The sequence below is a fragment of the Aeoliella mucimassa genome (assembly GCF_007748035.1).
GTDB classification, from domain to species: domain Bacteria; phylum Planctomycetota; class Planctomycetia; order Pirellulales; family Lacipirellulaceae; genus Aeoliella; species Aeoliella mucimassa.
The window spans coordinates 1,958,421-1,983,051 of sequence record NZ_CP036278.1; the positions used below are offsets into that span (position 1 = coordinate 1,958,421).

The 24,631-nt window shown below is 57.7% G+C and carries 27 protein-coding genes; 8 read left to right on the plus strand and 19 right to left on the minus strand.

All coding sequences use genetic code 11. From position 1 onward, the window contains the following. Nucleotides 1–144 precede the first annotated feature (144 nt). Nucleotides 145–867, minus strand: a complete 723-nt coding sequence (locus tag Pan181_RS07895) for a hypothetical protein (RefSeq protein WP_145246312.1) — start codon at nucleotides 865–867, stop codon at nucleotides 145–147. A gap of 277 nt (nucleotides 868–1,144) precedes the next feature. Between Pan181_RS07895 and Pan181_RS07900 the strand changes: the two genes are divergently transcribed. The 6 genes from Pan181_RS07900 to Pan181_RS07925 all read left to right on the plus strand — a co-directional run bounded on the left by Pan181_RS07900 (nucleotide 1,145) and on the right by Pan181_RS07925 (nucleotide 7,904). Beyond that, entirely contained in the window at nucleotides 1,145–1,933 is a 789-nt protein-coding gene (locus Pan181_RS07900; protein ID WP_197529026.1) for an AMP nucleosidase, read from the plus strand. A gap of 279 nt (nucleotides 1,934–2,212) precedes the next feature. Further along, the gene (locus Pan181_RS07905; RefSeq protein WP_145246313.1) at nucleotides 2,213–2,920 is read left to right on the plus strand and encodes a lamin tail domain-containing protein; all 708 of its coding nucleotides are present in this window, start codon (nucleotides 2,213–2,215) and stop codon (nucleotides 2,918–2,920) included. Nucleotides 2,921–3,151: 231 nt separating this feature from the next. Further along, nucleotides 3,152–4,888 (plus strand): PEP-CTERM sorting domain-containing protein, encoded by a 1,737-nt coding sequence (locus Pan181_RS07910; protein ID WP_145246314.1) that lies wholly within the window; start codon nucleotides 3,152–3,154, stop codon nucleotides 4,886–4,888. 246 nt (nucleotides 4,889–5,134) lie between these two features. Beyond that, nucleotides 5,135–6,283: a DUF1559 domain-containing protein gene (locus Pan181_RS07915; protein WP_145246315.1), complete on the plus strand. Its 1,149-nt coding sequence runs from the start codon at nucleotides 5,135–5,137 to the stop codon at nucleotides 6,281–6,283. After that, the gene (locus tag Pan181_RS07920) at nucleotides 6,280–6,717 is read left to right on the plus strand and encodes a hypothetical protein (RefSeq protein WP_145246316.1); all 438 of its coding nucleotides are present in this window, start codon (nucleotides 6,280–6,282) and stop codon (nucleotides 6,715–6,717) included. The genes Pan181_RS07915 and Pan181_RS07920 overlap by 4 nt, the downstream gene beginning before the upstream one ends. 164 nt (nucleotides 6,718–6,881) lie before the next feature. Further along, nucleotides 6,882–7,904, plus strand: a complete 1,023-nt coding sequence (locus Pan181_RS07925; RefSeq protein ID WP_145246317.1) for an exonuclease/endonuclease/phosphatase family protein — start codon at nucleotides 6,882–6,884, stop codon at nucleotides 7,902–7,904. An 18-nt stretch (nucleotides 7,905–7,922) separates the two neighbouring features. Here the strand turns inward: Pan181_RS07925 and trmB are convergent, their stop codons facing one another. The 4 genes from trmB to Pan181_RS26970 form a co-directional block, all read right to left on the minus strand. Further along, on the minus strand, nucleotides 7,923–8,576 hold the full coding sequence (gene trmB / locus Pan181_RS07930; RefSeq protein WP_145246318.1) for a tRNA (guanosine(46)-N7)-methyltransferase TrmB: 654 nt from the start codon (nucleotides 8,574–8,576) through the stop codon (nucleotides 7,923–7,925). A gap of 47 nt (nucleotides 8,577–8,623) precedes the next feature. Further along, on the minus strand, nucleotides 8,624–9,460 hold the full coding sequence (locus tag Pan181_RS07935; protein WP_145246319.1) for a rhomboid family intramembrane serine protease: 837 nt from the start codon (nucleotides 9,458–9,460) through the stop codon (nucleotides 8,624–8,626). 113 nt (nucleotides 9,461–9,573) lie between these two features. Further along, nucleotides 9,574–10,095: a 3-hydroxyacyl-ACP dehydratase FabZ family protein gene (locus tag Pan181_RS07940; RefSeq protein ID WP_145246320.1), complete on the minus strand. Its 522-nt coding sequence runs from the start codon at nucleotides 10,093–10,095 to the stop codon at nucleotides 9,574–9,576. An 81-nt stretch (nucleotides 10,096–10,176) separates the two neighbouring features. Next, the gene (locus tag Pan181_RS26970) at nucleotides 10,177–10,275 is read right to left on the minus strand and encodes a 50S ribosomal protein bL37 (protein WP_369299133.1); all 99 of its coding nucleotides are present in this window, start codon (nucleotides 10,273–10,275) and stop codon (nucleotides 10,177–10,179) included. 324 nt (nucleotides 10,276–10,599) lie between these two features. On the opposite strand from Pan181_RS26970, the gene Pan181_RS25965 reads away from it, so the two are divergent. Beyond that, on the plus strand, nucleotides 10,600–10,788 hold the full coding sequence (locus Pan181_RS25965; protein WP_197529027.1) for a hypothetical protein: 189 nt from the start codon (nucleotides 10,600–10,602) through the stop codon (nucleotides 10,786–10,788). Between the two features lie 10 nt (nucleotides 10,789–10,798). Here Pan181_RS25965 and Pan181_RS07945 read toward each other — a convergent pair whose 3' ends face one another. The 8 genes from Pan181_RS07945 to Pan181_RS07980 all read right to left on the minus strand — a co-directional run bounded on the left by Pan181_RS07945 (nucleotide 10,799) and on the right by Pan181_RS07980 (nucleotide 17,364). Continuing rightward, entirely contained in the window at nucleotides 10,799–12,457 is a 1,659-nt protein-coding gene (locus Pan181_RS07945) for an ABC1 kinase family protein (protein WP_145246321.1), read from the minus strand. A gap of 111 nt (nucleotides 12,458–12,568) precedes the next feature. Continuing rightward, nucleotides 12,569–13,060 carry a HEAT repeat domain-containing protein gene (locus Pan181_RS07950; RefSeq protein WP_145246322.1) on the minus strand — a complete coding sequence of 164 codons (492 nt, stop codon included), beginning with the start codon at nucleotides 13,058–13,060 and terminating at the stop codon, nucleotides 12,569–12,571. Between the two features lie 55 nt (nucleotides 13,061–13,115). Further along, a complete protein-coding gene (locus tag Pan181_RS07955) occupies nucleotides 13,116–13,790 on the minus strand; it encodes an ABC transporter ATP-binding protein (RefSeq protein WP_315861140.1) in 675 nt (224 codons plus the stop codon). Between the two features lie 30 nt (nucleotides 13,791–13,820). After that, nucleotides 13,821–14,246 (minus strand): acyl-CoA thioesterase, encoded by a 426-nt coding sequence (locus Pan181_RS07960; protein WP_145246323.1) that lies wholly within the window; start codon nucleotides 14,244–14,246, stop codon nucleotides 13,821–13,823. Nucleotides 14,247–14,335: 89 nt separating this feature from the next. Further along, the gene (gene rpsR, locus Pan181_RS07965) at nucleotides 14,336–14,581 is read right to left on the minus strand and encodes a 30S ribosomal protein S18 (RefSeq protein ID WP_197529028.1); all 246 of its coding nucleotides are present in this window, start codon (nucleotides 14,579–14,581) and stop codon (nucleotides 14,336–14,338) included. A gap of 954 nt (nucleotides 14,582–15,535) precedes the next feature. Further along, entirely contained in the window at nucleotides 15,536–16,174 is a 639-nt protein-coding gene (locus tag Pan181_RS07970; RefSeq protein WP_145246324.1) for a PP2C family serine/threonine-protein phosphatase, read from the minus strand. 144 nt (nucleotides 16,175–16,318) lie between these two features. Then, nucleotides 16,319–17,074, minus strand: coding sequence for a lysoplasmalogenase (locus Pan181_RS07975; protein WP_145246325.1), 756 nt, complete (start codon nucleotides 17,072–17,074; stop codon nucleotides 16,319–16,321). Between the two features lie 116 nt (nucleotides 17,075–17,190). Next, entirely contained in the window at nucleotides 17,191–17,364 is a 174-nt protein-coding gene (locus Pan181_RS07980; protein ID WP_197529029.1) for a hypothetical protein, read from the minus strand. A 31-nt stretch (nucleotides 17,365–17,395) separates the two neighbouring features. On the opposite strand from Pan181_RS07980, the gene Pan181_RS07985 reads away from it, so the two are divergent. Beyond that, a complete protein-coding gene (locus Pan181_RS07985) occupies nucleotides 17,396–18,316 on the plus strand; it encodes an ankyrin repeat domain-containing protein (protein WP_197529030.1) in 921 nt (306 codons plus the stop codon). 87 nt (nucleotides 18,317–18,403) lie between these two features. On the opposite strand, the gene Pan181_RS07990 is transcribed toward Pan181_RS07985, so the two are convergent. The 6 genes from Pan181_RS07990 to Pan181_RS08015 all read right to left on the minus strand — a co-directional run bounded on the left by Pan181_RS07990 (nucleotide 18,404) and on the right by Pan181_RS08015 (nucleotide 24,519). Continuing rightward, on the minus strand, nucleotides 18,404–19,684 hold the full coding sequence (locus Pan181_RS07990) for a glycosyltransferase family 4 protein (RefSeq protein ID WP_145246328.1): 1,281 nt from the start codon (nucleotides 19,682–19,684) through the stop codon (nucleotides 18,404–18,406). Nucleotides 19,685–19,702: 18 nt separating this feature from the next. Further along, nucleotides 19,703–21,283 carry a sodium:solute symporter family protein gene (locus tag Pan181_RS07995; protein WP_145246329.1) on the minus strand — a complete coding sequence of 527 codons (1,581 nt, stop codon included), beginning with the start codon at nucleotides 21,281–21,283 and terminating at the stop codon, nucleotides 19,703–19,705. Beyond that, a complete protein-coding gene (locus Pan181_RS08000) occupies nucleotides 21,280–21,492 on the minus strand; it encodes a DUF3311 domain-containing protein (RefSeq protein ID WP_145246330.1) in 213 nt (70 codons plus the stop codon). The genes Pan181_RS07995 and Pan181_RS08000 overlap by 4 nt, the downstream gene beginning before the upstream one ends. 181 nt (nucleotides 21,493–21,673) lie before the next feature. Next, the gene (locus Pan181_RS08005) at nucleotides 21,674–22,927 is read right to left on the minus strand and encodes an NAD(P)/FAD-dependent oxidoreductase (RefSeq protein WP_145246331.1); all 1,254 of its coding nucleotides are present in this window, start codon (nucleotides 22,925–22,927) and stop codon (nucleotides 21,674–21,676) included. Nucleotides 22,928–22,934: 7 nt separating this feature from the next. Further along, nucleotides 22,935–23,537 (minus strand): hypothetical protein, encoded by a 603-nt coding sequence (locus Pan181_RS08010; RefSeq protein ID WP_231943784.1) that lies wholly within the window; start codon nucleotides 23,535–23,537, stop codon nucleotides 22,935–22,937. A 70-nt stretch (nucleotides 23,538–23,607) separates the two neighbouring features. After that, nucleotides 23,608–24,519 (minus strand): prenyltransferase/squalene oxidase repeat-containing protein, encoded by a 912-nt coding sequence (locus Pan181_RS08015; RefSeq protein WP_145246332.1) that lies wholly within the window; start codon nucleotides 24,517–24,519, stop codon nucleotides 23,608–23,610. Between the last annotated feature and the right edge of the window lie 112 nt (nucleotides 24,520–24,631).

The window sequence follows — 24,631 nt, forward strand, 5'->3', positions numbered from 1 at the left end:
GGCTTATTCTCGTTGCGGGAACTCTGCCAGCGAAATCTAATCGAGTTCTCTATTATGAACAACCGAGCTCCTTGCCGCAAATCATTACGACAAGGAGCTTTCGGTCATTTCTTCAGCCAGTCACATGCGGTAAATCAAGGGGTTTTAGCCCTGAGGACCACCACGTTGGCCGCGTTGGCCACGCTGACCCTGCTGACCACGTTGGCCAGGGCCACCGAAGGCGTTCGACATTTCGAAGGCTTCGCCAGTCATCTCTTCCAGCTTTTCCTGTTGAGCAGGAGTCAACACGCTGAGAATCTCTTTTTGAGCTTCTTTGCGGAGCTCAGCAATCTTCTCTTGCAGTTCGGCTTGAACCTCTTGGGCCTTCTCGCGAAGTTCCACTTGTTGCTCTTCGGTGATGCCGAGTTCTTCAGCCAGCGAACCGGTCAAACCACCCTGCAAACCACGGCTCAGCTGTTGCTGGACGTTGATTTGCTTCAGGCGATCCATTTGATGGGGAAGCAGGATCTCGCCCATGCGATCTTCGATGTCCGACTGCAGGCTCTGCATGTCTTCTTGCATCGATTCCATACGGTCACGGCGTTCTTCCGGCGAAAGATCACGCATGTCCTGGAACATCGAACGCATTTCGTCGCGGATTTCCTGACCCATGGCCTGGATATCGTCCATTTGATCGTCGGTGATTTCCAGCTCGTTGCGGACATCTTCCGACATCAGCAGACCGTTCAGGCCACCGCCGCCGCCGCCCATCATACCGCCGAAGCCACCTTGGCCACGACCACCACGTCCGCCAGGTTGTGCCAGAGCCGGGGCTGCGCAAACAGCAAATACAGCCACCATCCAGAAACTCAAACGTACCAATGACATTGCCATATACTCCATAAAAACAAGGGTGAAATCCAAACGCTACCGCCATCGGGTGGAGCGGTTTTCAGCCGAACAGGCTAAGTTGAGTCTTGCCATCTCCAAGAGACTGGAAACCAAGGCCTAACAGTTTTAACCCCCACGGAACCAAAGTGTTTCGAGCTTTTCAGGCAAATTATTCATCCCCTAAGCACTCTCGACCGAACGACTATTGCGAAACCCGGGCACTAGGCGTAAGTTGCTTTGGTCAAACGCTTTAACGCCTGTTGGGGGTTCTCTCGTGGTTCGCAACCAAATGGTCGACAAACGGTCTATCGCACGCGACTGGCTTACCCGGTATACCGGCATGCCGCTTGAGAAATTCGGCGACTATATCCTGCTCACGAATTTTCGCGACTACATGAGCCGCTTTGCCAATCGCTTTGGCTGCGAAATCCATGGCGAAGATCGACCGATGCAGGCGGCGACGAATTCCGACGGGCTGACCATCGTGAACTTCGGCATCGGTTCGCCGAATGCGGCGACTATCATGGATCTGCTCACCGCCTGTATGCCCGAGTGCGTGTTGTTCCTGGGCAAGTGCGGTGGACTGAAGGACTCCACCGAGATCGGTCACTTCATATTGCCGATCGGCGCCATCCGCGGCGAAGGCACTTCGGACGATTACCTGCCGCCGCTGGTTCCCGCACTTCCGTCGTTCAAGCTGCACAAGTTTGTGTCGCAAGTGCTTGTTGAGCATGGACTTGAGTACCGCACCGGAGTGGTGCATACCACCAACCGACGGGTGTGGGAGCACGACGAAGCGTTCAAGGACAAGTTGCGGGATTACTCATGCAATGCAATCGATATGGAGACCGCAACGATCTTTGCGGTTGGCCACCGCAACCACATCGCTCGCGGAGCGCTGCTGTTGGTCTCCGACAAGCCAATGACCCCTGATGGGGTGAAGACCAGTCGAAGCGATGCAGCGGTATCGAAGAATTGGTCCGACATTCACCTCGACATCGGTATCCAATCACTCACAGAAATTGGCGAAAAAGGTGAAACGATTAAGCACTTCACTTATTAGGTGAATTGTGTCTTAACTCGTGTGCTAGTCACTGTTTGTGACAAGATCGTGGACGAAAGAAACCTCCACGTAATATTGACGGTCAGTGAATCTTGAATGAATTCAAGGCTTAGTACTGGCAGTATTTTTCACCGTAAGTAACATGGTGAGCGTATTGTAAATCGTCAAGCCGGGTGCGCTCCGTAGGGCCCCCATCTCTCTCAATCTTTCAGGCGGATTGGCACCTTAGTTATTCTTGCATGACAGAGCCCCCTCTGTCGGAGAAGGAGAATTGTTCTAATGAAGTTAGCTTCACTTGCAGCTGCGGTCCTCTGCGTGATCGCAACTCAGGCCCAAGCCGGTCTGATTATCTCTGAAGTCGTCGACGCCACCCTCGCTGGCGGTAATCCCAAGTTCGTCGAAATCACCAACACCAGCTCCACCGACTACACCTTTAGTGGTGGTGGCATCATCGTGCAGTCGAACTCCAATACCGATCTGGATATCGATGTCGACCTCACCGGCGTGACCATTGCTGCTCTAGATTCGTATGTGATTCAGAGCACTTCCAATACCGGACAAGAAGTCTTTGAGTCGACCTATGGCTTTGCCGCTGACCTGTACACCGATGCGTTCTTCAGCAACGGCGACGACCGTTACATTCTGACCCTCAGCGACGACGCGAGCGTGCTTGCCGACATCCATGGCGAAATCGATGTGGATGGTACCGGCACCGACTGGGAATACACCGATGGCTACGCTTACCGTTTGCCGAGCGTCAACACCGGCAATGGCGGTGTGTACGATCACAGCGAATGGTTCACCGGCGGTGTCAACTCTCTGGAAACTGGTGACGACGTGGAAGAAGCTGCGTTGATTCTGCAGCTCACGACCCCAGGTACCCACGATTTTACCCCCATGCAAGTTCCAGAGCCTTCGAGCATTTTGCTCACGCTGATGGCCGCCACCGGTGCTGGTGCTGTGGTAATGCGTCGCCGCTTGGGCTAATTGCGTTTCAGATAGATTCGTTTGTTTTCCGCCCTGCTTGCTCCTGGCAGCGGAGTCAGGCAGGTGGTTCACGGAATAAGGGGTCACGCTGCGTCCATACGGCGTGGCGTGACCTTTCTTATTCGCCCCCCAATTCAATTGCACCTGCGACTCGCTACCGACGGAACGCCTAAAGGTCTGAGTCGGACTCGCGGGGCAAACCTTGCTTAAAGCTCATAAGGAAAGAAGGGAATGATGAAGAGTCATTGGCTTGGAGCGCTGCTTGCAGCCCTCGCCGTGTGCTGTGGCTCGGCCCACGCACAATTGCAAATCACCGAGATCATGTACAACCCAACCGGTAGTGGCGACAGTAGCTACAGCGGTGAATGGGAGTGGTTTGAAGTACGCAATTCTGGTGCAACAGATATCAATTTGATTGTTGAAGACGGATTGCCAGCCGAAGAGGATGGTGCTTGGCTCGACGGCATTGGCGACGTAGATCCAGGTGCTGGCTCGTCTCCTAACGTTACAGCGGATACTAGTGCTGGTGCCAATGCAGTTCGTGAAACCGTAATTCCTGCCGGCAGCGTTGCGGTGTTCTACAACTCGTGGGCTGGATCTGGCAATTTGTCGACACACAATCCTCAACTGTTTCGCGATGCATGGAACATCTCGTCGTCGGTCCCTGTGATTGCGGTCGACTTTCATCCTTTCTTGAGTAACAGCGGCAACGATTCCATTGGTGTTTGGCAGAGCCGAGAAGCTTATCTTCAAGATTTAGATACCAGTGCTGATGAAGGAACGGTCGCTTCCTTCGATCATGCTCTGGCTGGTGTTGAGTATGGTACTGCCAACCCTTGGCCATCGAATACCGAAGGGTATTCCATCAGTTGGACCGGAAATGGCAGCTATACCGATGGAGCGAACTGGCGGCTGTCGTCGCTCGAACAAACCGGAGTAACTACCAGCAGCGCTGTAGGAATCCCCGGTTCGGTCGCTCTGAACGGCGAAGAAGGTGGCAGCCCTGGAGCTGTCCCAAGTGCTGCTTCGGGTGCGGTTCCAACCGGACTGTTGATCACCGAGATCATGTACAACGCGGTGGTTGAAGATGATTGGGAGTGGGTCGAAATCTACAACAATACCGGAAGCACTATCGATTTCAGTGCCACTCCTCATTGGTTTGACGACGACGACAATGGAACCGATGCGTTTGAAGAAGCAAACTTGACCAGCGGTGTGATTGGCAATCAGGAAGCGGCCGTGCTTTACAATGCCGATGACATTACTTTGGAGCAGATTCAAGCCGCTTGGGATCCGGGCAATACGGGTATCAACTTTATTGGAGTCAGTCCCTTCGTAAATACTACTAGTGGACTCTTGGGGAATAGCGGTGATGTGATCTCGATTTGGGACGACGAAGCGCTCTACTTGGCTGACCGTGCAGCTGATGTGGCTACCAATGCGATTGCTTCTGTGGCTTACGAGAGCGATGGTGACTGGCCTTCCGACAGTGGTACTAGCTCGATCTTCCTTACCGATCTATCGCTTGATCCGAATCTTGGGACAAGTTGGAGTGAAGCTACCAGCTTTGAGGATGGCGATCCCAATCTCACTTTTTCAGTCGTCCTTTACGACGACGTATTCCACGCTGGTGGTGATGTAGGAAGTCCTGGATTCTTTGAGGCTGAAGAACCCACCGTGCTCGAAGGCGACTTCAACGGCGACGGCACCGTCGACCTCGGCGACTATACCGTATGGCGCGACAACCTTGGCTCCAGTAACGACCTCAGCGGCAACGGCGACGAAACCGGTGCGAGTGCTGGCCTTGTGGATGCGGCTGACTACGAGTTGTGGAAGTCGAACTTCGGCGCTACTGCTCCGGTCGAAAGCCTCAGTGGTTCAGCAAATGTGCCCGAGCCAGCCAGCGTTGTTGGATTGATGTTCGGCTTGGCCGCTCTACTGGGTGGTCGGGCTGTACGCCGTTCGTAGTCGCAACTTGGTGTAACTGTGAACGAATAGGTAAACCAGGCGGTGCGGTTCCTGGCGTCTCGGGTTCCGTACCGCCTTTTTGCTGACACGCAAACTTTCGCAATCGATGTTGAGAAGCTAGCCCGTTTCTTTTTCCGCGTGATAGACGGATGCTAGCAAAGCCTTTATCATGCGGTGGAATAAGCAGTTAAGCTGCTTTGCTCAGGAGAATTAGCAGGTGCCAATCAGTGCCTCAACGGAGTTGCTATGAAACAAATCCTGTGTTCGAAATCTCGTGATCGGGGCTTCACTTTGGTGGAACTCCTGGTGGTGATCGCCATCATCGGCATTCTGGTAGCTCTACTGCTACCCGCGGTTCAGTCCGCTCGCGAAGCTGCCCGCCGGATGCAATGCACGAATAACCTGAAGAATATCGGTCTCGCATGTATTAACTACGAGAGCGCGAACAAGGAGTTTCCTCCCGGTCGTGAGTATCCCGATTGGTCCTCTGGCGGCTCGCCTGAGAGCAGCTATACCAATTACAACTCCGTACAGCAGAACACCGATGAAGAGACCGGTTTCTACAGCGTACACGTGCGGATTCTGCCTTACATCGAAAACATCAATGTGTACGACTTGATCGATTTCAGCCGTGCCCAGACGCTGAGAATGTCGGGCAACATTAACTACAACGCTTATGCAAACGCCGAGGACATTTTCCTGTGTCCGAGCGATGCGAATAGCGAACAGAAGATTTCGGAAAACAGTTATCGTTGCAACTTCGGTGGCTCCACCCCTTATGGCGGAGCCAAGTCGTCTAAGGAACAGGACAACATCGACGCCGAGTCCAGCGATGGCTTCTCGTGCCGCGGTAATGGTGCTTTCACCATCGGCGGTGGACTCAAGCCTCGGCAGTTTGAAGATGGTCTCTCCAATACCGCATTGTTCTCTGAACGTACCAAGGGTAGCGGTATCACGGCTGGATCCGCCCCCGTAACCGAAGCCGACATTGTCACCATGCCAGGTCGCCAGGATGCACTGATTCCTCGCGATGGGATGTTTTCGCGTTGTCAGAACGCAGGCAAGTCCGCGAGTGGCTACGACTTCACTTCCACCGGACGTTGGTTGCCAGGAAGCGATTTCTCGAATGGATGGCCATTCGCAGGCTATTCGAATACGCAATACAATCACGTGGCTCCTCCGAACTGGTCGGGACGCGACTGCGGCAACTGGAGTGCCATTGCTGATACCCCTGGAGAACACGCAATCCTAAGTGCTCGCAGCATGCACTCAGGCATCGTGAATGTTTGCTTTGCCGATGGTCATGTCGCAACCGTTGCCGACGATGTTGACTTAGTGGCCTGGCGAGCAGCCGGATCTCGCAATGGTGGTGAAACGGAAGACACGGTGGAATGACGCAATTGCCACGCATCCTGTTTCTCTGCATCGCCTTCGTCAGCCTGATGTCATTCATCGGATGTTCCGGCGATGCCGGAGATCCTAACCTAAGACGCTCGGCCGAAGAGCTACATGCATCGGGTCTCCAAGCCTTCGAACAAGGTGACTATCAAAAGGCCTTCGACGACCTTGGTATGGCAGCCAAAGGTGGATTGAATCCAGATCTCTACTCCGAGGCTCTGGTGTATCATGCCGTGGCGGCTGTTCATTTGAATCAGTTGGATGTTGCCCAAGCCGACTTCGAGATTCTCGACCAAGGCGCAACCAACATGGACGAGGTGCTGGCCGCCAAGAGCTTTTGGGCCGAGAAGCAAGGCAACAAGGCTCAAGCTAAGCAGTTCATGCAACAGGCGAAGCAGATAGATCGCCAAGTCAAATCGTTTGGCGGATAGCCGAACGCCCCTTCCGTCACTGCAGGCTTCTGCAGCGGCGACTGCAAACCTCACCACTTCGCGTTCCCGCTATTTTGCCAGCCACGTGTGCACCGAGTACATGGCGAAATTAGAATGGCGGGTTTGCCTCCCACCAGTTACGAATCCCCCCTCAGGCTCTCCCGATGCGTACTTCTAGTGCTTTGCTGCTCGTTGTCTTGCTGTTCTTTGCCTCTCCGCTCAAAGCGGCGGAGCCGACCTCGTTGCGAATCGTGACGTTCAACGCAGAGATCCTGACCGCACCAGGCGTGAGGGCAGGGCAGTTGCAGCGGTATCGCTTTGATTTCGCTCGTGAGCAGCATCATGAACGCGTAGCCGACATCATCGAAGTACTCCGCCCCGATATCTTGAACCTGGTAGAAGCCACCAGCAAAGAGGCCGTGGATCTCGTAGTGCAAATCCTGCATGAGAAGGGACTCACCGAATACAATGGCTACCACGTGGAAAGCAACGATTCGTTCACTGGCATGGACGTATCGCTCATCACCCGGCTCGAGCCCGATACCATCGACGGCGAGCAGATTCGCACCTACTTCTCCAAGGGAGACGACCAGACCTGGCGCGAACCGTTTTCGTATACCAGCTTTAGCGGTAGTCGCGAAACATCACGGGCATCGATCTCGCGAAACTCGGTCTACTACTTCACGGTCGGCGACTACAAGCTCGGTTTCCTTGGATTGCACCTGAAATCGAATCCCGAAGACGAGTATTCCAACTCGCGCCGCACCGCCGAAGCGACGGTTGCCACCCGCATCATGCGTGACGAGATCGCCAAGAATGGTTACTTGCCAGTCGTCCTCGGTGACCTGAACGATTATGATCCCGATGTTGCTGACCGCGACGACTCCCGCGAGACCGCAACCAAGGTGCTCGCGAGCTTGAAGGATTACGATCCAGAGCACGATGGAGCCGAACTGGTGAACGTTGCCGAGAAGATCACCCGCCAGGCGGATCGTTACACTTCGCACTGGGACTGGAACGAGAACGGTGCCCGCGATCCTCAGGACGTGTACACGATGATCGATCACATCTTGCTTCCAGAGCAGCTGATGCCGTACGTGAAGCGAGTGTTCATCGCCCGCTGCGTGGGGCTCGAAACCTCGGATCACTATCCCGTGGTGGTCGACTTGGAGCTCCCCGCCAAGTAGTCGGAGATCGCTTCGCTATTAGGCGACGCGCGGAGTTCGCACAAATAGCGAGCGGTAGATCGGCAACCCGGCTTGCCGCTTGCGGCGTTCGAAGTGGGTGCGGTAGTCGAGATCATGCTCGGGATCGCGTTCTTCGACCGCTTGCGGACCAGCAAGCGTTGGCACTTGTTCCAATAGCTCCAAAGTCGACTCGAAGTACTCCTCGACGTCGGTCCAGAAGTGGAACAGCCCGCCATCTTTGAGCGTGCGCGACGCGTCTTGCAGGAACTCAGGCGTCAGCACTCGACGTTTGCGGTGGCGTTTCTTCCACCAGGGATCGGGAAAGTAAACGTGCACGGCCGCCAGGCTGGCGTCGGGCACGCGCTCGCGAAAGATCGCCAGGGCGTCGCCGGCTACCATCACCGCGTTGTCGATCTCACGCTTGGCCAGCCGAGTCGCGGAGAAGCGGGCGTACATGCGGGCGACTTCGATGCCGAGGAAGTTGTGCTCGGGAAACGTCTTGGCGGCGTTTTGAATAAACAGACCTTTGCCGCTACCGACTTCGATCTCGAGCGGCGCATCGCGGTCGAACAGGGCCACGGGATCCCAAGGATCGGGCAAGTCTTCCGGCAGTTTGAAATGGCGGGTCAGGTCGATGTCTTTGTCGACCTTCGGTAAGGCACGTCGCCCCATGGTGTTAACACTCGAAATAAGGTGATTCTTAGAAAGCGTGAGCCAGCTCAGGTGCGTTTGCTAAGAGGCTGGGGATCGTCGAACTGAAACAGCGCCTCGGTTTCCTGGTTCCAGTCCTGACCTTCGGGAGGCCGCCCGACCGCCAGGATCGGCATCAGCACCAGCCCGGCGACAAAGCCGCCGATATGGGCCCAGTGGGCAACGCTGGTCGGTGCACCCAACTGGATCTGCATGATGCCGAGCACGGTTTCCATGAGCATCCAGGTGCCCAGTACGACAAAGGCAGGTAATGAAAGTATCAACGGAATGCCAATGAATACAAGCGTCTTGACCTTTGCCCAGGGGAAGGTCAACGCGTAGCCACCGAGCACTGCTGCCACCGCTCCGCTGGCGCCGATCATTGGCAACTGGCTCTCGGGATCAATCGCCCATTGGCTGATCGCCGCTACCAGGCCACCGGCGACGTAGAACCCGCTATACGCGACGTACCCCAGTCGGTCCTCGATGTTGTTTCCAAAGATCCAGAGCATCCACATGTTCGAAAGCAAATGGAGCCAGCTGCCATGCAAAAACATGCTGGTCAGCAGCGACCCGAATACCGACGCGGAGTCGTTCGGGAGGTCGATCTTCAGCATCACTTGCTGCGGAGCCTGCTGACCCCAGGGGCCGGCAGCCACTTCCATCGGCTGACGGATGCGAAGCGGTTGGGCATCGCCAATGTGGGTGAGTCGGGCCGGCACAAAGCCATGCTGGAATGCCACCAGGGCCTGACGCACCGGAGTTTGTCGTGCGGTTTGGAAGGTGATCCACACGTTGATCACGATCAGCAGGATCGTGATGATGGGAAAGCGGCGATGCGGATTTTCGTCGTATAGGGGTAACATGCAGCCGAAGGGCGGTAGCTAGAGCACTGGGAGGGCGAAGCGGCCACCACCCCCGCGGCGGGGGTAACGAACCACTGATAGTATAGTAGCCCAGTGCCTTGCCCGTCGGCAACTTACTTGTTGGTGGTAAGGTCCTGCTTGACCGACTCGATGGGAATCGAGACGCCGACCAACTCGCCTTCGCAGACCATGTTCTGCTCAACAAAGCATTGGAACGCACAGCGGATCATCATCCGCGGCCGCAGCGCTAGGCGTTTGGAGACAATCACCAGTCGGTCGCCAGGTCGGACGATGCCACGGAAGCGGACCTTATCTAAGCCTCCAAAGCCGAGCATGCCAGCCTGCAGTGCCCCGTGGCGCTGCACCTGATAGGTGCTCAGCTGGGCTGCCGCTTCGCACATCATGACCCCAGGCATCAGCGGCATGCCAGGCATGTGACCCGAAACCCAGAACTCGCTCTCTTTCAGGTCTTTGTAGCCAGCGACGAGCCCTGCGTCGGGGTCGTCGTACACAATCGCGGTCAGCTGCTCCATGGAGTAGCGCTGCGGATTGTACTTGCGAATTTCCTCAATACCGGCCAGGACATTGTCCAGGTCGATAGATTGGGGGTCGAGTAAAAATTCCTTCTCAGGCACGCGAAGTTACCTCTGAAGCCGCCATGAAAATTCCACCAGTTGGCGCAGCATAAGCCAGACGCCAGACAACTCGGAGGAGACTTAGGTCTTCACCTTCTGACGACGTTGCTTGCGAGGGCGGCTGCAAGCGGGGCGGGCACCGTGGTTGGCTTTTTTGACTTTACGACCGGGCTTGGCCATCGAATCACTCCAGCAGAGGGAAACAGGATTGTTCAAGTTTGAGCCCCGCATTGTAGCAGAACCCGCAAAGCGGAGAAAGCCAGCCCACCCCCATCTTCCAAATCCGCGATCCCTGGCAGCGTGGGGGAAATCCGCAGGTTGTGCGATCACAGCTATCGAGACTCGCAAGGCCGATTTCGGGTAGCCGATCGACCCCCTCGGTACGATCGTTACGGCCCGCAAAGTTTACCATTCTCAGGCCAATCCTTGTCACTTTGGCGTCAGCCGGCCTGGGCGTTTCGGCGACGCTCGGTCGATGGTTAGTTTTGTCCCCTCCTCGGTGCGGTGGCAACATTCGCTGCCGCACCGAGTCCCCCCATCTGCCCTGCCTGCCTTCTGCCGCCGATGACCGACAATATCGATTTGCTCAAGGACATCGAGGGTCGTCACTCGCAGCTTCTCAGCGAGCTCGACGCACTCAACGACCGCATCGAAGCCGTGCTGGCGGAAAACACCACGCGGACGGAACAGTAGTATCCTCGGGTTATTGTTTGCGATCCAAGTGCCCCGACTTGTTGATCGCCCGCATGATGCGGATGCCGAGCATACCGCTGAGTACCATGCCGAGCGTGCCGGGTACCGAGATGCCATGCACTGGCCACACTTCGCGGCTGAGCATCAGCGACGAACCGAGGAACAGGGCGCTGGTCATCATGCCCATCACCAGTCGGTTGACCGACGGTTCGAGTCCCCGGTGATCGAGGTGTACGTCGAACTTGCCGCGCTGCACCTGTTCGAGAATCTCGCGTAGCCGCCGAGGAGCAACTTCGGCAAGTTGCTCCAGCTCGCTCATCATGTTCCGCAGCTTGCGAGCCTGGCGTTTCGGCGACAGCCGCCTGCGAAAGATCTTCGTCCGATAAGTCTTCACCAGCTCCATCAGCGAAAACTCTGGCTCCATCATCTTGGCCATGCCTTCGAGCATCAGCAGCGTTTTGATGAGCAGAGCAACCTGCGTTGGCAGCACGATCTCGTATCGCCGGATCAGCTCGACAAACTCCGTGAACGCGCCCGACAGATCGAAATTGTCCATCGACTGATAGGCGTACTGTTCAACGAATGCACTCAGGTCGGTCGACAAGGCCATGTCGTCGAGCCCGGGAGGAGTCGCCCCGAGTCGCATGACTACGTTGGTTAGTCGCTCGGTATCGTGCGACGCCATGGCGACCAGCAGGTCTTCGACTTGTTCGCGAAGCGGGTCTCCCAAGCGGCCGACCATGCCGAAGTCCAACAGGCCGATCGCTCCGTTATCGAGCAGGATCAGATTCCCTGGATGCGGGTCGGCGTGGTAAAAGCCATGCTCGAAGATCATGGTCAGGTAGATCTCCGCGCCTCGGCGGGCGTACTCTGGCAACCGCACCTTGGCCGCGGGGTCTTCGACCACCGACGACAGCTTGCGGCCGTTGAACCACTCCATCGTCAGCACTCGCTGCGTGGAGAGTTCGGGGTACACCTTTGGCACGCTCACCAGTGCGTCGTCGGCAAACATGGCATCGAACTGCTGCTGGTTACGAAGCTCAAGACCAAAATCGAGCTCGCGACGCATCATCCGTTGCAGTTCGGCCATCGTCGATTGCAAGCGATACGGGCGCAGCTCGGGCAAACGCTCGGCCAATTGGGCCAGGCCCGAGAGTATCTCCAGGTCGACATGCACCTGCTTTTCAATGCCGACGTGCTGCACCTTGACGACCACCTGCGTGCCATTGGTAAGGGTGGCACGGTGCACTTGTCCGATCGAAGCCGAGGCGAGCGGCTGGTGCTCGAACGTTGCAAAGCAATCCGCGATCGACCGGCCGAGCTCCTTCTCGATCAACGCGACGACGTCGTCGGTCGAGTCGGCAGGCGTGTTTTGTTGTAGGTTGGTAAGCTCATCGGCAAGCTTGAAGCCTACCTGGTCGGGCCGTGTGCTGAGTACTTGTCCTAGCTTGATGAACGTCGGCCCGAGCTCTTCGACGGCCAGGCGAATGCGCTCTTCGTGCCCGGCTCGTATCAGTGGTTGTCCCTGGCGGTTCGTCAGGAAGTTCGAGCCGAAGCTCAACCCGAGCCGACTGGCCCACCCTGCGAGTCCGTACTTGCTCAGTACCGACAGAATCTCTTGCCAGCGCCAGAAGTAGCGATTGATCTGTGGAATCGTGGAGATCTTCATCGCAAGGCCGGGCGAGGGGGGGGTAAACAAAAGACGTCATAGCCATTTTAGTTGAGGGGAGGGCCGAGGACAAAAAAGGTTGGGTTGTTCTGTTTCGAGCGATTGCAGCAGTTAGCTCTCGATCGCAGCGAGTGCCTTGGCAATGGCCCGGGCGAGGCTCTCTGGCTCGGTGATCGAAAGCGACTCGAGCTGCGGCTTCGCCGACGATGCTGCAGGCCCGATCTTGGCGATCGCCCAGGCAGCACGCTCGCGAGTCGCCGGTGCTGCGTCGCTGGCAACCAGGTTGCCGAGCTGCGTGGCACAAGCGGCCGATTGCTCGCCGCAGCGACCAATCAGCGTAGCGGCCCAGTACGCGACATCGCTATTGTCGCTCGCCAGTAGTCGGCACAGCGCTGGCAAGTCGTTCGGGCTTGGTTCGCCGAGCTCTTCGAGCGTTGCCACGCAGTACTCCGCGACCACGCGGTCGTCGTCGCCAGAGTGCTCCACTAGCTCTACCGCCAATTCCATAGCGACGTCGGCGTTCTGGCTAAGCCATTCCGCGGCTTGCTGTCGCGATGGATTGTCGCTGCTTGTGAGCAACGTCCGAGCTTCGGAAGGAGTCATGGCAGTCTGCTTGTTGCAAATGGATTGTCAAGAAAAGGGGGAGTCGGTCGGTCGCTTAATTCTCCAGCAGCTTGCCATCTTCAATGCGTTTTTGTTGCTGCATGGTCTCCGCGAGGGCTTCGCTGTGCGTGACCACTACCAGCAGCGACTGATGCTCGACTTGCAGTTCCACGAGCAGCCGACCGATGGAGTCGGCGGTCGCCGAGTCGAGGTTGCCGGTCGGTTCGTCGGCGAGCAGCAGCACCGGCGAGCGAACCAGCGCCCTGGCGATGGCCGCCCGTTGGCGTTCGCCGCCCGATAGCTCTGCGGGCCGGTGCGTGAGCCGCTCAGCCAGGCCGACGCGCCCGAGCAGCATCTCGGCCCGCTCGATGTCGGCCGAGGTCGGTTTACCATCGGCCAGCAGCGGTACCAGTACGTTTTCCAGCGCCGACAGTTGCGGCAGCAGGTGATGATCCTGGAACACAAAGCCCACCCGGTCCCGGCGGAACTCGGCCAGGTTCATGTCGTTCAGCGCAAACGGGTCGACCGTGCCGAGCTGAACTTGCCCGCTGGTCGGCCGGTCGAGCGCACCGAGAATCGCGAGCAGCGTACTCTTGCCCGACCCGCTCGGGCCGACAATCGCCAGGCTTTCGCCCCGGTCGAGCGAGAGCGATACCCCTCGCAGTACCGAAAGTGGTTCGGCCGGGGTCGGATACTCTTTGGTCACGTTGTCGACTGTCAGCATCGTCATAGCGGGTGTCTCTGCTGCGCGTCAGTGGGATCAATCGGCCGCGACGAAAGGCTCGATCAGCTTCACGAAATCGGCCGGCAGCGGTGTCGACTCAGGTGGGCGATCGTGGAAAATATGGCAGCACACGCAGGTGATCTCGCCGGTCGCTACCGGGCGACCTTCGCAGCTGAAATCGATCTGATAGGTCAGGCTGGTGCGGCCGAGTCGCAGGATTTTGAAGTTCGCGTCGAGTACGTCTTCGCACTTCGCTGGCGACTTGAAATCGCACTTCGCAGCGACGCGCGGAAAGCTGATGGCTTTGCCTTCGATCTGCGTGTAGACGCTCAGACCAAGGCTGCGGAAGAACTCGTGCTCGACCGATTCCATGTAGTGGAAGAACGACGCAAAGTGCATGATGCCGGCCATGTCGGTGTCGGCAAATTCGACCATCCGTTGCCTAGTAAAGCTCTGCGGCATCGCCAGTCGCCCTTCCGTAAACGAGACTAGCCCTCAACCAGTGGCCGAGGGCTAATCGGTATGTATTGGGGTTTCGCGCCGGGCTGCGATCAGTCGCCGACGTATGGCATCAAAGCCATGAACCGAGCCCGCTTGATCGCCTTCGAAACAGCGTGCTGGCTGGCAGCGTTGCAGCCGGTCTTGCGACGGCTCACGATGCGGCCGTGACGGTTCGTCAGCTTGCCGAGCAGCTCGAGGTCCTTGTAATCCACATACATCGGGCGTGGCTTCACGCCATCGACGTAAATCGGGTCCTTCTTAGGGGCTTTTTTTGCGCTGGAACGACGCTTGGCCATGGATTAACTCTGAAAAACGATGAATGGGAAATAGGGCTCTTGTAGAGTCCCGCATTATACCGCTTTACGACTCGCCCGCAACCGGTGGGGGATTCGAACCCCCAAACCCAAGAGAGAATCGAAGCTCGTCGCCAACCGACCACGCCCCAGCTTACCAAGCGATGCGGAGAACCGACGGTGTTGCGTGCGAGGGAGCAATAGATTCCCAACGCCGTGCAAATAGATTCCCACCTCTGAGCAAATAGATTCCCAATGTTCCCACCGATGGGAAAATTGAATCTTCGCCCACACTACAAAACAAGTGGTTTTCGGCTGCGAATAGATTCCCATTTCCCAAAACGCATCGAGTGGGAATCTATTTTCTCGCCGGGAATCTATCGCAAGTGGTTGGTAGGTCATGAGTTACAGCAAGACCTCCGCGGAAAGTGCCCAAAATAGATTCCCATAGGTGGGAAAGTATTCTGGGGAGGATTCAGGAGTGAGGGTTCAGGGAACAGGGGAAGGTGGAGGATGTCATCTTGAGGGAGCTTCCGGCGACTGAAGAATCTTGGCTTGCCACTTCGAGCGTGTTAACCACCCGCGCAGCAGCGAACCCGCACGCAAGCGACCATTCGCCAGCGCGTCGCCAGAAGTCCGACATGAATGTAAGTATCACATCTCAATCACCTCCAATCGCTAAAAAACCAACAGCCGATAGCTGAAAGCCGACAGCCTCGACTACCTGTCCATTAGATCACCAGTGGTGGCCAATTCCCAGCGAAAAGTGAAACAACCAGCGAAATCGTTTAGCCCGCAGCCGAAGGCGATGGCTAGCGATGTGGACCTAGAGCGACCGCAAGAATTCTGACGCGGAGTCGCAGGGCGTCGGGGTCGTACCAACAGGTCACCTATCACCCGCCCAGTTGCCAGAGCCGATGAGCTGCGACGGCGATCCTCTGTTCGTGTGCTACGAGATTAGATGGTGTATCGCTCGCGGGTTCGGTGTTGCGGTTTCACTCGTGCGGCAACGATACCGATATCGTCCCATAGCTCACCGGAGGGGAGTTGCACCATTTCCACACACTTCCGCGGGATAGAGAAGAAGTCAGCTTGCGCGATCATCGGTAGCAAGTCACTCGGTTTCACGTAGCTGAAGAATCCATCGGTGGCAACAAGCAATAGACCATCGAGTTTGCCTTGCATGAATGACACTGGCGACGCATTGCCAGACCCAAGCAGTGGTTTCCTGATCTGGTTTACTGTGAGAGCACTTGTGTTGCCATCCTTGATGATCCAAGCTTCGCTGTCGCCAACACTAGCCCCGGCGAGGCCGTAGGGTCGAATATCGACCACCACGGCCGTTGATTCGCCCTGTGAGAGTCGGCAGTCGATCTGTCGCAGTGTGTCTGCCCACTGGTCGGCTGAATGAACATGAGGCAGCGCTGCCTCGACTTCCCTAAGCACCGCTTCTGCGGCGATGTCGCCTGCGCCAATGCCACCTGCGCCGTCAGCAACAACGATCACAGTTCGTTCGCCCGCCTCAAACACCGCTACGCGATCCTCGCACCACTGGCGATAAGCTTCCACCAATATAGTCGTTTCAAAATGCGACATGGCACTGCCGGGGCACTTTCACGGTCGTCTCCGAAACAAGTTTCTGCGGTTCTTTACTTAAGTGGATCGCTGTCAGGTCAAGAAGTCAAACCGATTACCAGTTCCATCGGCGAGCATTATGTCTCGCCCGACGGATGAATCCTATTAATCTCTCTGCAAACTCAACCAGTCACCGAGTGCTCCGAAGACGATGAGCATTTGCCCCAGCCCGTAGGTGAGCCAGACCAGGTCGACGTGGGGGTAGCGGTAGTCGTGGAAAATCCAGATCGCCAGTAAGGCGTCGCTGGCGACAAACAGCATGGCACCTAGGGCGACCACGGCAAACCAGCGGCGGGTGAGTGCGGTGCCGAGCGTTGCCCCGGCCGTGGTTGCCAGCAGCAGCGTGTACGCGAGGGCGGGCCACTTGAGCACTGAGTGGTGGGCACCTCGCCAGGCGGCGAAGTACCACAGCACGGCTCCTGCGATCAGCCAGAGTGCCAGGCTCGCGTACCACCCGTTAGCCTGTTTCGGAGTGGAGGGGGACATCCGCGCGGCCAGCACGCTGGCGCGAATGTACGCCAGATGCCCGATGCCAAAGAGCACCATGTTCAGCAGTGTCCGCTGAGGATCGGGCCACCAGTTGCCAAGCAGGGGACTCGCATCGCCCATGGAGCCGAGCGCCATGCCGACCGCCAGGTAGCGGGCGACGTGGTGCCAAACCCCCGTGGCCCGCCAGGCAAACCAGCAAGCGGTCGCGACCAAAACCAGCGACGAGCCCGCCTTGAGCCAGGTCTCGTTTGCCTTGAGTCCAGCACTCGGTGTGGCATCGGCCAGCAATCCCAACGTAAGCAGCCCCGCCCATAACACCCACAGCAACAGGGGAATCCAAAACGTCCGGGTTGGTGGTGCTGTAGAGGTCATCGAAGCGAGCGGAATTGGAGGAGGGCAAAACCTGGCGGGTGCCAGTGGCAACGCACTGCTATCGTAGATCGACGCAGGCTCAAAAGATACCAACCGCTCGGGTGAAATCGGGATCGTTACTGAAGCGATCGATACAGCTCGAGCGTGGTCTCGGCCATTTTCTTCGCGTGGTATCGATCGACCACCCCGGCATGGCCTCGGTTCGCTATACTAAAAGTACTACCATTTGAGCCGAAGCTGGGGGTGGCGACTTTGGTTTCGTTGCTCGTCCGCTCTGTCGAGTGAACCATGAATGTGATCACAAGCATCTCGAGAATTCCTGTGCCCATTGGCATCTTCATCGCAATAATGTTGATGCAGGTATCCACTTTCGGTCAAGCGATCGAGATGAAGAGCCGTCCTTTTCACGAAAAGTACAAGTGGATCGCGGAGGACTTTTTCGATGACTCACAAGTCATCGCACTCTGCAAGGCAATCGAAGCGAATGACTTAAAGGAGATGGATCGCTTGTTGGCTGCGGGAGCGGATGCGAATGCCAAGGGGAAAGGCAACATGACTCCGCTACTGTGGGCGTATCCCGAGAATCATCCGGAGCGATTGAAGAAACTCCTGGAACATGGAGCTGATCCGAATGTGATCTTCACGAGCGATTTCAACACTCGCCGGTCGATTATCGTTCCGGGAGATTCGGTGACTCATATGGTTTGCGATTGTTACTTTCCGAAGTACTTTGAATATGTGTTCGAGCATGGAGGGGATCCGAATCTAGTCCATCCCCAAAGTCACAATACACCGATGCTCGTCTTAATCTATGGCTTGTGCCAAGACAAGAAAGCGAAGCTACAGCGATTGATCGATTTAGGTGCCGACTTGGAGGCAAATCACGATGACGAACTTACTGGCTATGCAACGCCAGTCACCGTTTCTATCAGTTGTTTCAGTCAATTCGATCTGACCCTATTGCTCTTGGAGTCGGGGGCCGATTATCGACGTCATCGACCAGATCATGCTGCTCGCTTAATACACCTGGCGGAAGGTGCAAATAGCTCTGTTATGAGTAAAGAGACGAGGAAAGAGCTGCAGAAAGTGATCGACTGGCTGGAGGCCCATGGTGAGTCCCTGGAAGAGGCCGCAGAAGACAAAAAGAAGTGGAGAGAGTGGCGGGAAGCCGGCACCTACCAGGAGATGATGGCCAAGGAAGTCGAGAAACTAAAAGCAGAAACTGCCGAGAAGCAACCTTAGCCGAAGTTGCCGAACGATGGCGAGAGTTGTCTCTGAGTCAAAGTCGCTTTGAGCAAAGACAGCAGAGCAGAGTGGAACCGCTCTCCGTTACAGAAGCGATCGATACAGCTCGAGCGTGGTCTCGGCCATTTTCTTCGCGTGGTACCGATCGACCACCGCGGCGTGGCCTCGGGTGCCGAGTTCTTTTCGCAGGTCGGCGTCGACCAGTAGTTCGGCCAGGCGGCCGGCCAAGTCGACCGGGTCGTGCGGCACGTGCAGCATTCCGCCAGAGGTGTCGGCTACCATTTCGGAGAAGCTGCCATGGTCGGGCAGCACGACTGGCACACCGTTGGCCCAGGCTTCGAGCACCGGCAGGCCTTTGCTCTCGGCATACACGGTTGGTAGCGAAAATACGCTGAGCGATTTGAGGAAGGCGAGCTTGCCGTCGCGATCGAGTTCGCCAAGGTATTCGAATCGCCCCGCCAGCGGGCCATTGGCGATGCGACGCTCGAGGTCGGCAAGGTAGGGCTGGTCGGACTTGCCAAGGTAGCCGACCGCCTGGATCTTAAAATGCAGCTCCGGCGCGGTCTCGGCCAGGTGTTCGCAGGCTTCGATTAGTAGGTGCAAGCCTTTGTCGTGACAGATGCGGGCCAGGTACCCCACGATCAGATCGTCGCTTTGTGGCTCCGCTGGTCCATGCCCCGCGAGGTCGAGCCCGTGCGGCACCACGTGCATCCGCTCGGGAGCGACCGCCAGGTATTCGCTCATGAAGTTGGCGTAGTACTCGTTGAGCGATACGAACGCGGCCACGTCGCCCGCCCGCTCGCGGATCAGATCGCGAGCTTGCTGGTAGTAGGGGGGAGTGAGCTTTTCGAGAAAGATGTCCTCGCCCGACAGCGAGCAAACCACCGGCGGGCCACATCGCTCGGCGATCAGTTTGGCGAAGCCAAGTAGCATGGAGTTCGACAGGTGCACCACATCGGGCTTGGCGACATCCACCAGCCAGTCGACCAGCTCCACGACCCCTTTGCGCTGGTTGCCGCTTTCGCCGCGGAGCATCGAGACGGTCATGTCGCCGAGCTTCGCGGGATCGACACTCGGCCCGCCGCGGGTGGCCAGCTTCAGCAGCCAGGGCTGATCGAATAGCCGATCGACCCACCGCGGCGTGTAGCGAAACAGCGGCATCTTTTGCTGCAGGTACGAACTGATACCGCCGACAAACACCCGCGGCTGGCTCACGTCGACTTCGTCGGTGCGAATCGGCGTGTAGGTCGGCACCAGCAGTACGTCGTGACCGAGGTCCATCAACGCCCGGGCGAGCGTGTTGTCGTGCAGGCAGCTGCCGCAGTACATACCAGCGGCACCAGCAGCGATGTAGGCAATACGCATATCGACGTGACGAACCGCTTAACTGGGGAAGAACTTCTGCAAGGTCGCGGTTGACGGTTTCGGGGTGATCAGCGAGACCACGATCAGCGAAATCGCCGAGGCCGCAAAGATGCCAGCCACTGGCATCAGCTCGTAGGTGGTCCCGCCGAGGGTGATATCGAGCGTGTAGGTGCGATCCGATCCGTAACCCGACGCGCGGAACAGGTAGAACCAGGTCGCGATGGTCGACAGCACGCAAGCGTACGCGCCCGCTTTGGTGAGCCCCCGCCAGTACAGGGCGGCGAACACCAGCGGGAACAGCGAGGCAAAGCCGCTAAAGCACCAGACGCCCAGCGCAAACACACTCGGTGGCTCAAACAGACTGAAGCAGTACGTGACCGCGACGATGGCGATAATGAATCCGCGGGTGATCAGCACCATGGTGCGGTCGCTGTAGCGATCATGCCCCATGTAATGGCCTACCATGTCGTTGCTGAACATGGTGCCGATGCAGAGGAACTGACTATCGAGGCTCGACATGATGGCCGCAAGCACGCCGGAAACCAAGAGACCGGAGAGCACGGGATCGGTCAGCGATTTCACCAGGAACACCAGTACGCGGTTGGGATTCTCGGCAACAGGCGGGGGAATCATCACGATGCCCGAAGCGGCCCATACGCCGATCAGCACGCATGGCACCCACACGATCATAATAAACAGTGGGTGGGCGACCACCGAGAGCTTGAAGCTATTGGCGCTTTTGGCCGTGAGCCAGTGCTGGAACAGATGCGGAAACATGCCGACCGACAGCGGGATAAACAAGTAGGTGAAGAACTGCGTCTGCGACATCTCCGCCCGGGTCGATTTCGACTCGGGTATCTGCTGGGAGAGCAATCGCAGGTTCTCCATCAAAGTGCCGCTTTCGCCAACCTTCTCGGCGAGCTTGTCGGAGAGCGTGTAAAAGGTAACGAGCCCTAACGCCATGAACACGATGGTCTGGAACGCATTGGCCCAGGCGGTGCCACGCATGCCGCCGAAGAAGACGTAAACGAGCACCACGCCGCAGATCACAAGCGAGGCAATCTCGCGAGGGACGCCGCCGTTGGTCGATTCGAAGAAGGGGAGGGCACCGAGTTCGGGTTTCCCCGGAGGGCCGCCGGTGATGGTCTCGACAACGCCGCCGGCCGAGATCACGCCGACTAGCAGGTAAGGAATCACCAGACCGACGAGAATGGGGAACAGCAGCAGGCCGATCTTGTCGCTCTCTAAACGGTCGCGGAAGAACTGAATCTGGGTGGAGTAGCCGTTGTCGCGCCCGAGGGTCCAGAGCTTAACGCCGATGACGAAGAAGCAGAGCGAGTGGATGATACCGCTGCTGCTGGCCATCATGCCGTAGACGCCGATGCCTTCCTTGAAGGCTTCGCCGCTAGAGCCGACGAGCGCAAAGGCGGTCATCGTGGTGCCGAAAATCGACATCAACAACAGGAACGGGCCGATGCTATGGCTCGCGAGTTGGTAGTCTTCCTTGGTGCCGGTAAAGAGTCGGCTAGCAAACATGCCGAGCGCGAGCAGCAGGCCAAGGTACACACAAATGATAATCAGGGTAACTAGCGGGGTCATACGCCGGGCTCCTTTTTCTTTTCAAGCTCGGCGGGCCAGCAGAACAACGTCGCCAGAAACCAGGTAGCGGCAGCGGCAAGCGAGATGCACGCATGGTAGAACAAGCCGATCGGCATGAACCCGAACACCATGGTATCGCTGTTCCAATTCCAATTGTCTTGATGCAGCACCAGTAGGGCTGCGATGATGATCCACACCGCTAATTTCATATGCCGCTCTTTGATGGGTAAGAGTCGCTGGCTCCAGGGAAACGAGCCAAGAGTGTACCACAACCGCCGGGGAGACTAAAGAAAAACTTGCTCAGGGCAAGTTGCCCCGTATGGCTTTCGCAGGACGACCGGTTCCCCATTGCCGTCCCGCAATCACTGAATCGGAAAACCTAACCACGCGCTAGGCGGGTTCTTCCATGGCCGACATCTGGCGATCGAGCCAGGGGTCGAGGTCGTCGAACATCATCGCAACGCCCGGCTTGAAGATGCGACCGATCAGCAGATCGGTCAGGTTGCCTTGGTGCTCGGGATGCTCCATCACAAACTTACCGACGCGGAACTCGCCGGAGTAAAACGCGTTGACCAGCTTGCGAACCGAATTCGTGGCCTCTTTGAACTCAGGACCCCACCCGCCGAGCTGAGCAGCCGAGGTGTCGCCGGTCGTAAGGGCCTGCGAAACGCAATCGGCAGCCAATGCGGCCGATTGCAAGGCGAAGTACACACCGGAGGAGTAAACCGGATCGATAAAGCCCCAAGCGTCGCCGACCAGCACCCAGCCGTCTCCGGCGATTTGATCGGTCGAGTACGAAAACTCCTTGGCGACCCGCAGGTCGTCGAGGGCTTCGGCACCCTGCACCCGCTGGTACGCCCCTTCGCACTTGGCGAGTTCCTGCTCGAACACCTCGGCAGGGGTACCGCGGCCTTTGAGCAGGTAGTCGTTATCGCCGACGCAGCCAACGCTTACGGTGTCGTCGGCTTGCGGGATGTACCAGAACCAGCACTTCTTATCGCTGGTGTGCATGATGATGGTCTTCACGCCGCCGCCCGACTCGTCGCGTTCGGCGCCGCGGTAGTGCCGCCAGATTGCGGCCTTCTTGAGTTCGGGATTCACCTGCTTGATGCCCAACTTGTTGGCGATCAGCGTTTGTTGGCCGGAGCCATCGATCACCACTTTGCAAGCGATCTTGTGTTCGGTACCGGTGCGGTCGATGAGTCGCACGCCGGTTGCGCGGTTGTCGTCGAATAGCACGTCGGCCACGCGCGTTGCATCGTGGCAGTGAGCCCCTTTGGTCGCTGCGTTTTCGAACAGCATCTGGTCGAACTCACTGCGGTCGACGTGCCAGGTTTCGCTGCAGGGACGAGGGTCGTGCGTGCGGAAGAAGAAAGGTTGCGACTCGCGGCCGGTATTGTTGACGAATTGCACGCCAACTTTGCGCGGGAAGCACGATTTGTTGAGCTGTTCAAGCACGCCCAATCGTTCGAATACCCAATAGCTTTCGGGCATCAGCGACTCGCCGACGTGTTCGCGAGGCATTGGCTCGCGTTCGACTAGTAGCACCGAGTGGCCTTGCTCGGCAACCAAAGCGGCGGCAGTCGAGCCCGCAGGGCCGCCGCCGATGACCACACAATCGTATTCGCTCAGCAATTCAGGCATTGTCCGACTAAGGCACTGGGTAAACTTCGGGAATTGGTCGGGGGTGGTCAGTGACGATCTCAAGCACTTCTACAGCCCGCCGACCATCCAGGTGGATGACCGCCAGACGACCGTAGATTACGTCGTCTGGCTCCAGGGCCAGGGGTACTCGGAGTTCGTCGGTGGGTTCGATTCGCCACAACGCACGCAGCTCCACATGGCGGAGCAGATTGTTGCGGATCAACACACGACCTAACGGACCGCGGTGGGTTTGTATGGCGTCGCGAACCTCCCAAGGCAGACCCGCGGTCACCAAACGTACAATGCCGTATTGTACGACTGCTCCATCCGATTGACGAGCCAAAAGACTTTGCCGGGCGTAGAAATCGTGCTCGATGGTTTGCCGAACCACTGTGAGCGTCACCAGGGTCTCGAAATAGGCCTCGAGCGTCACGGTCATGTGATCTTCGTGGGCGAGCAGCGTGGCATAGCTCGAAGGTAGCTGTTGCTCGCCAACCGGCTCGAAATGGCCCATATTCTGCAGCCCATCGTGGAAGAGTTGGGCGAGAGTTTCGGTGTCCTCCCATCTCGACCGGCTGATTTCGGCGGTAATTCCGGTCGGCTCAGGCATGTGCGCGTTCGTCCTTTCGCAGCAGCTGGAATCGGCAGACGCGGAGAGCAGCATGAGTCGGGGGGGCTGACTACTTACCCGCGGCCGGGTGGGGGGGCCAACTGCCATCGGACGAGAGCGTACTAAACAAGTACTCCACGCCGCGGCGGACAATCGGACCGGAGGTTTGGCCGATGCTGGCCAGGCTTAGGATCACCAGGCTGGTCACGGCCACCGAGTCGCCGAAACCGCCATCCTTCTGCTGTTGCGATCGCAACCAGTCGTGCACTTGTTGGTAAGCACGGCTACGACGCCACAGCGTGAGTGGGTTCAGTGGTTTGCAATTGTGATAACTGGCCAGTCCCAATGCAATCAGCGCGGGAGTGATCGATCCGCGATCGGCCCAGAAAACCGGGCGAGTTGCATTGCCATCGAGCGGAAAAGTTTCCACCGGAATCGTGGGTAAGTACTGGCAGTCGAGCACTTCGGTCAACGCGCTAATACCGCGGGCGAGCAGCGTGGCGTTGTGAAAGGGCCCATAAGTCACGCGTAACTGGTCGAGGCCGTTGTTACGCTTGATGTATTGATTGATACGATCGACCAAGTCGGGGTAAGCAGCAGGGGCACCCGTGAGTTGGAATGCCGAGCGAACCATAATCGTGGTGAGCAGATTCGAGGGGGCCGAGCAATCGGTCGCGATGCCGCTGTATCCACCATCCTTCTGTTGATGGCGAGCCAGCCAGTGGACCGAGCTAACAATTACCTCGCTCAGGTCGGTTTGATACGCCGAGTCAAACTCGTCGTCGGTCTCGGTCTCCGGCAGTTCATGACCGTGCTGTTCCGACTGCACCAACGCTCCGACCGCAGCGGCGGTGGCAACCACAGGGCTATTCCACTCGCGCAACCAGTCATCCGTGGGACAGGACGAAGGAGTCGCGAGTACCGGAGACTTCCGCAGTAGGCTGCCTGCAGGGGCAACCGCGGTAACTGTGGTGGAGAACATAAACGTTCACGCGGGAGGAAGACACGCGAAACCACCCGCGCGTCATAGGTCGATCCGCTGGGCGGATCGCGGCAACCCATGCGGCCGCCGCCCTCTGTAGCGATTGAGCATA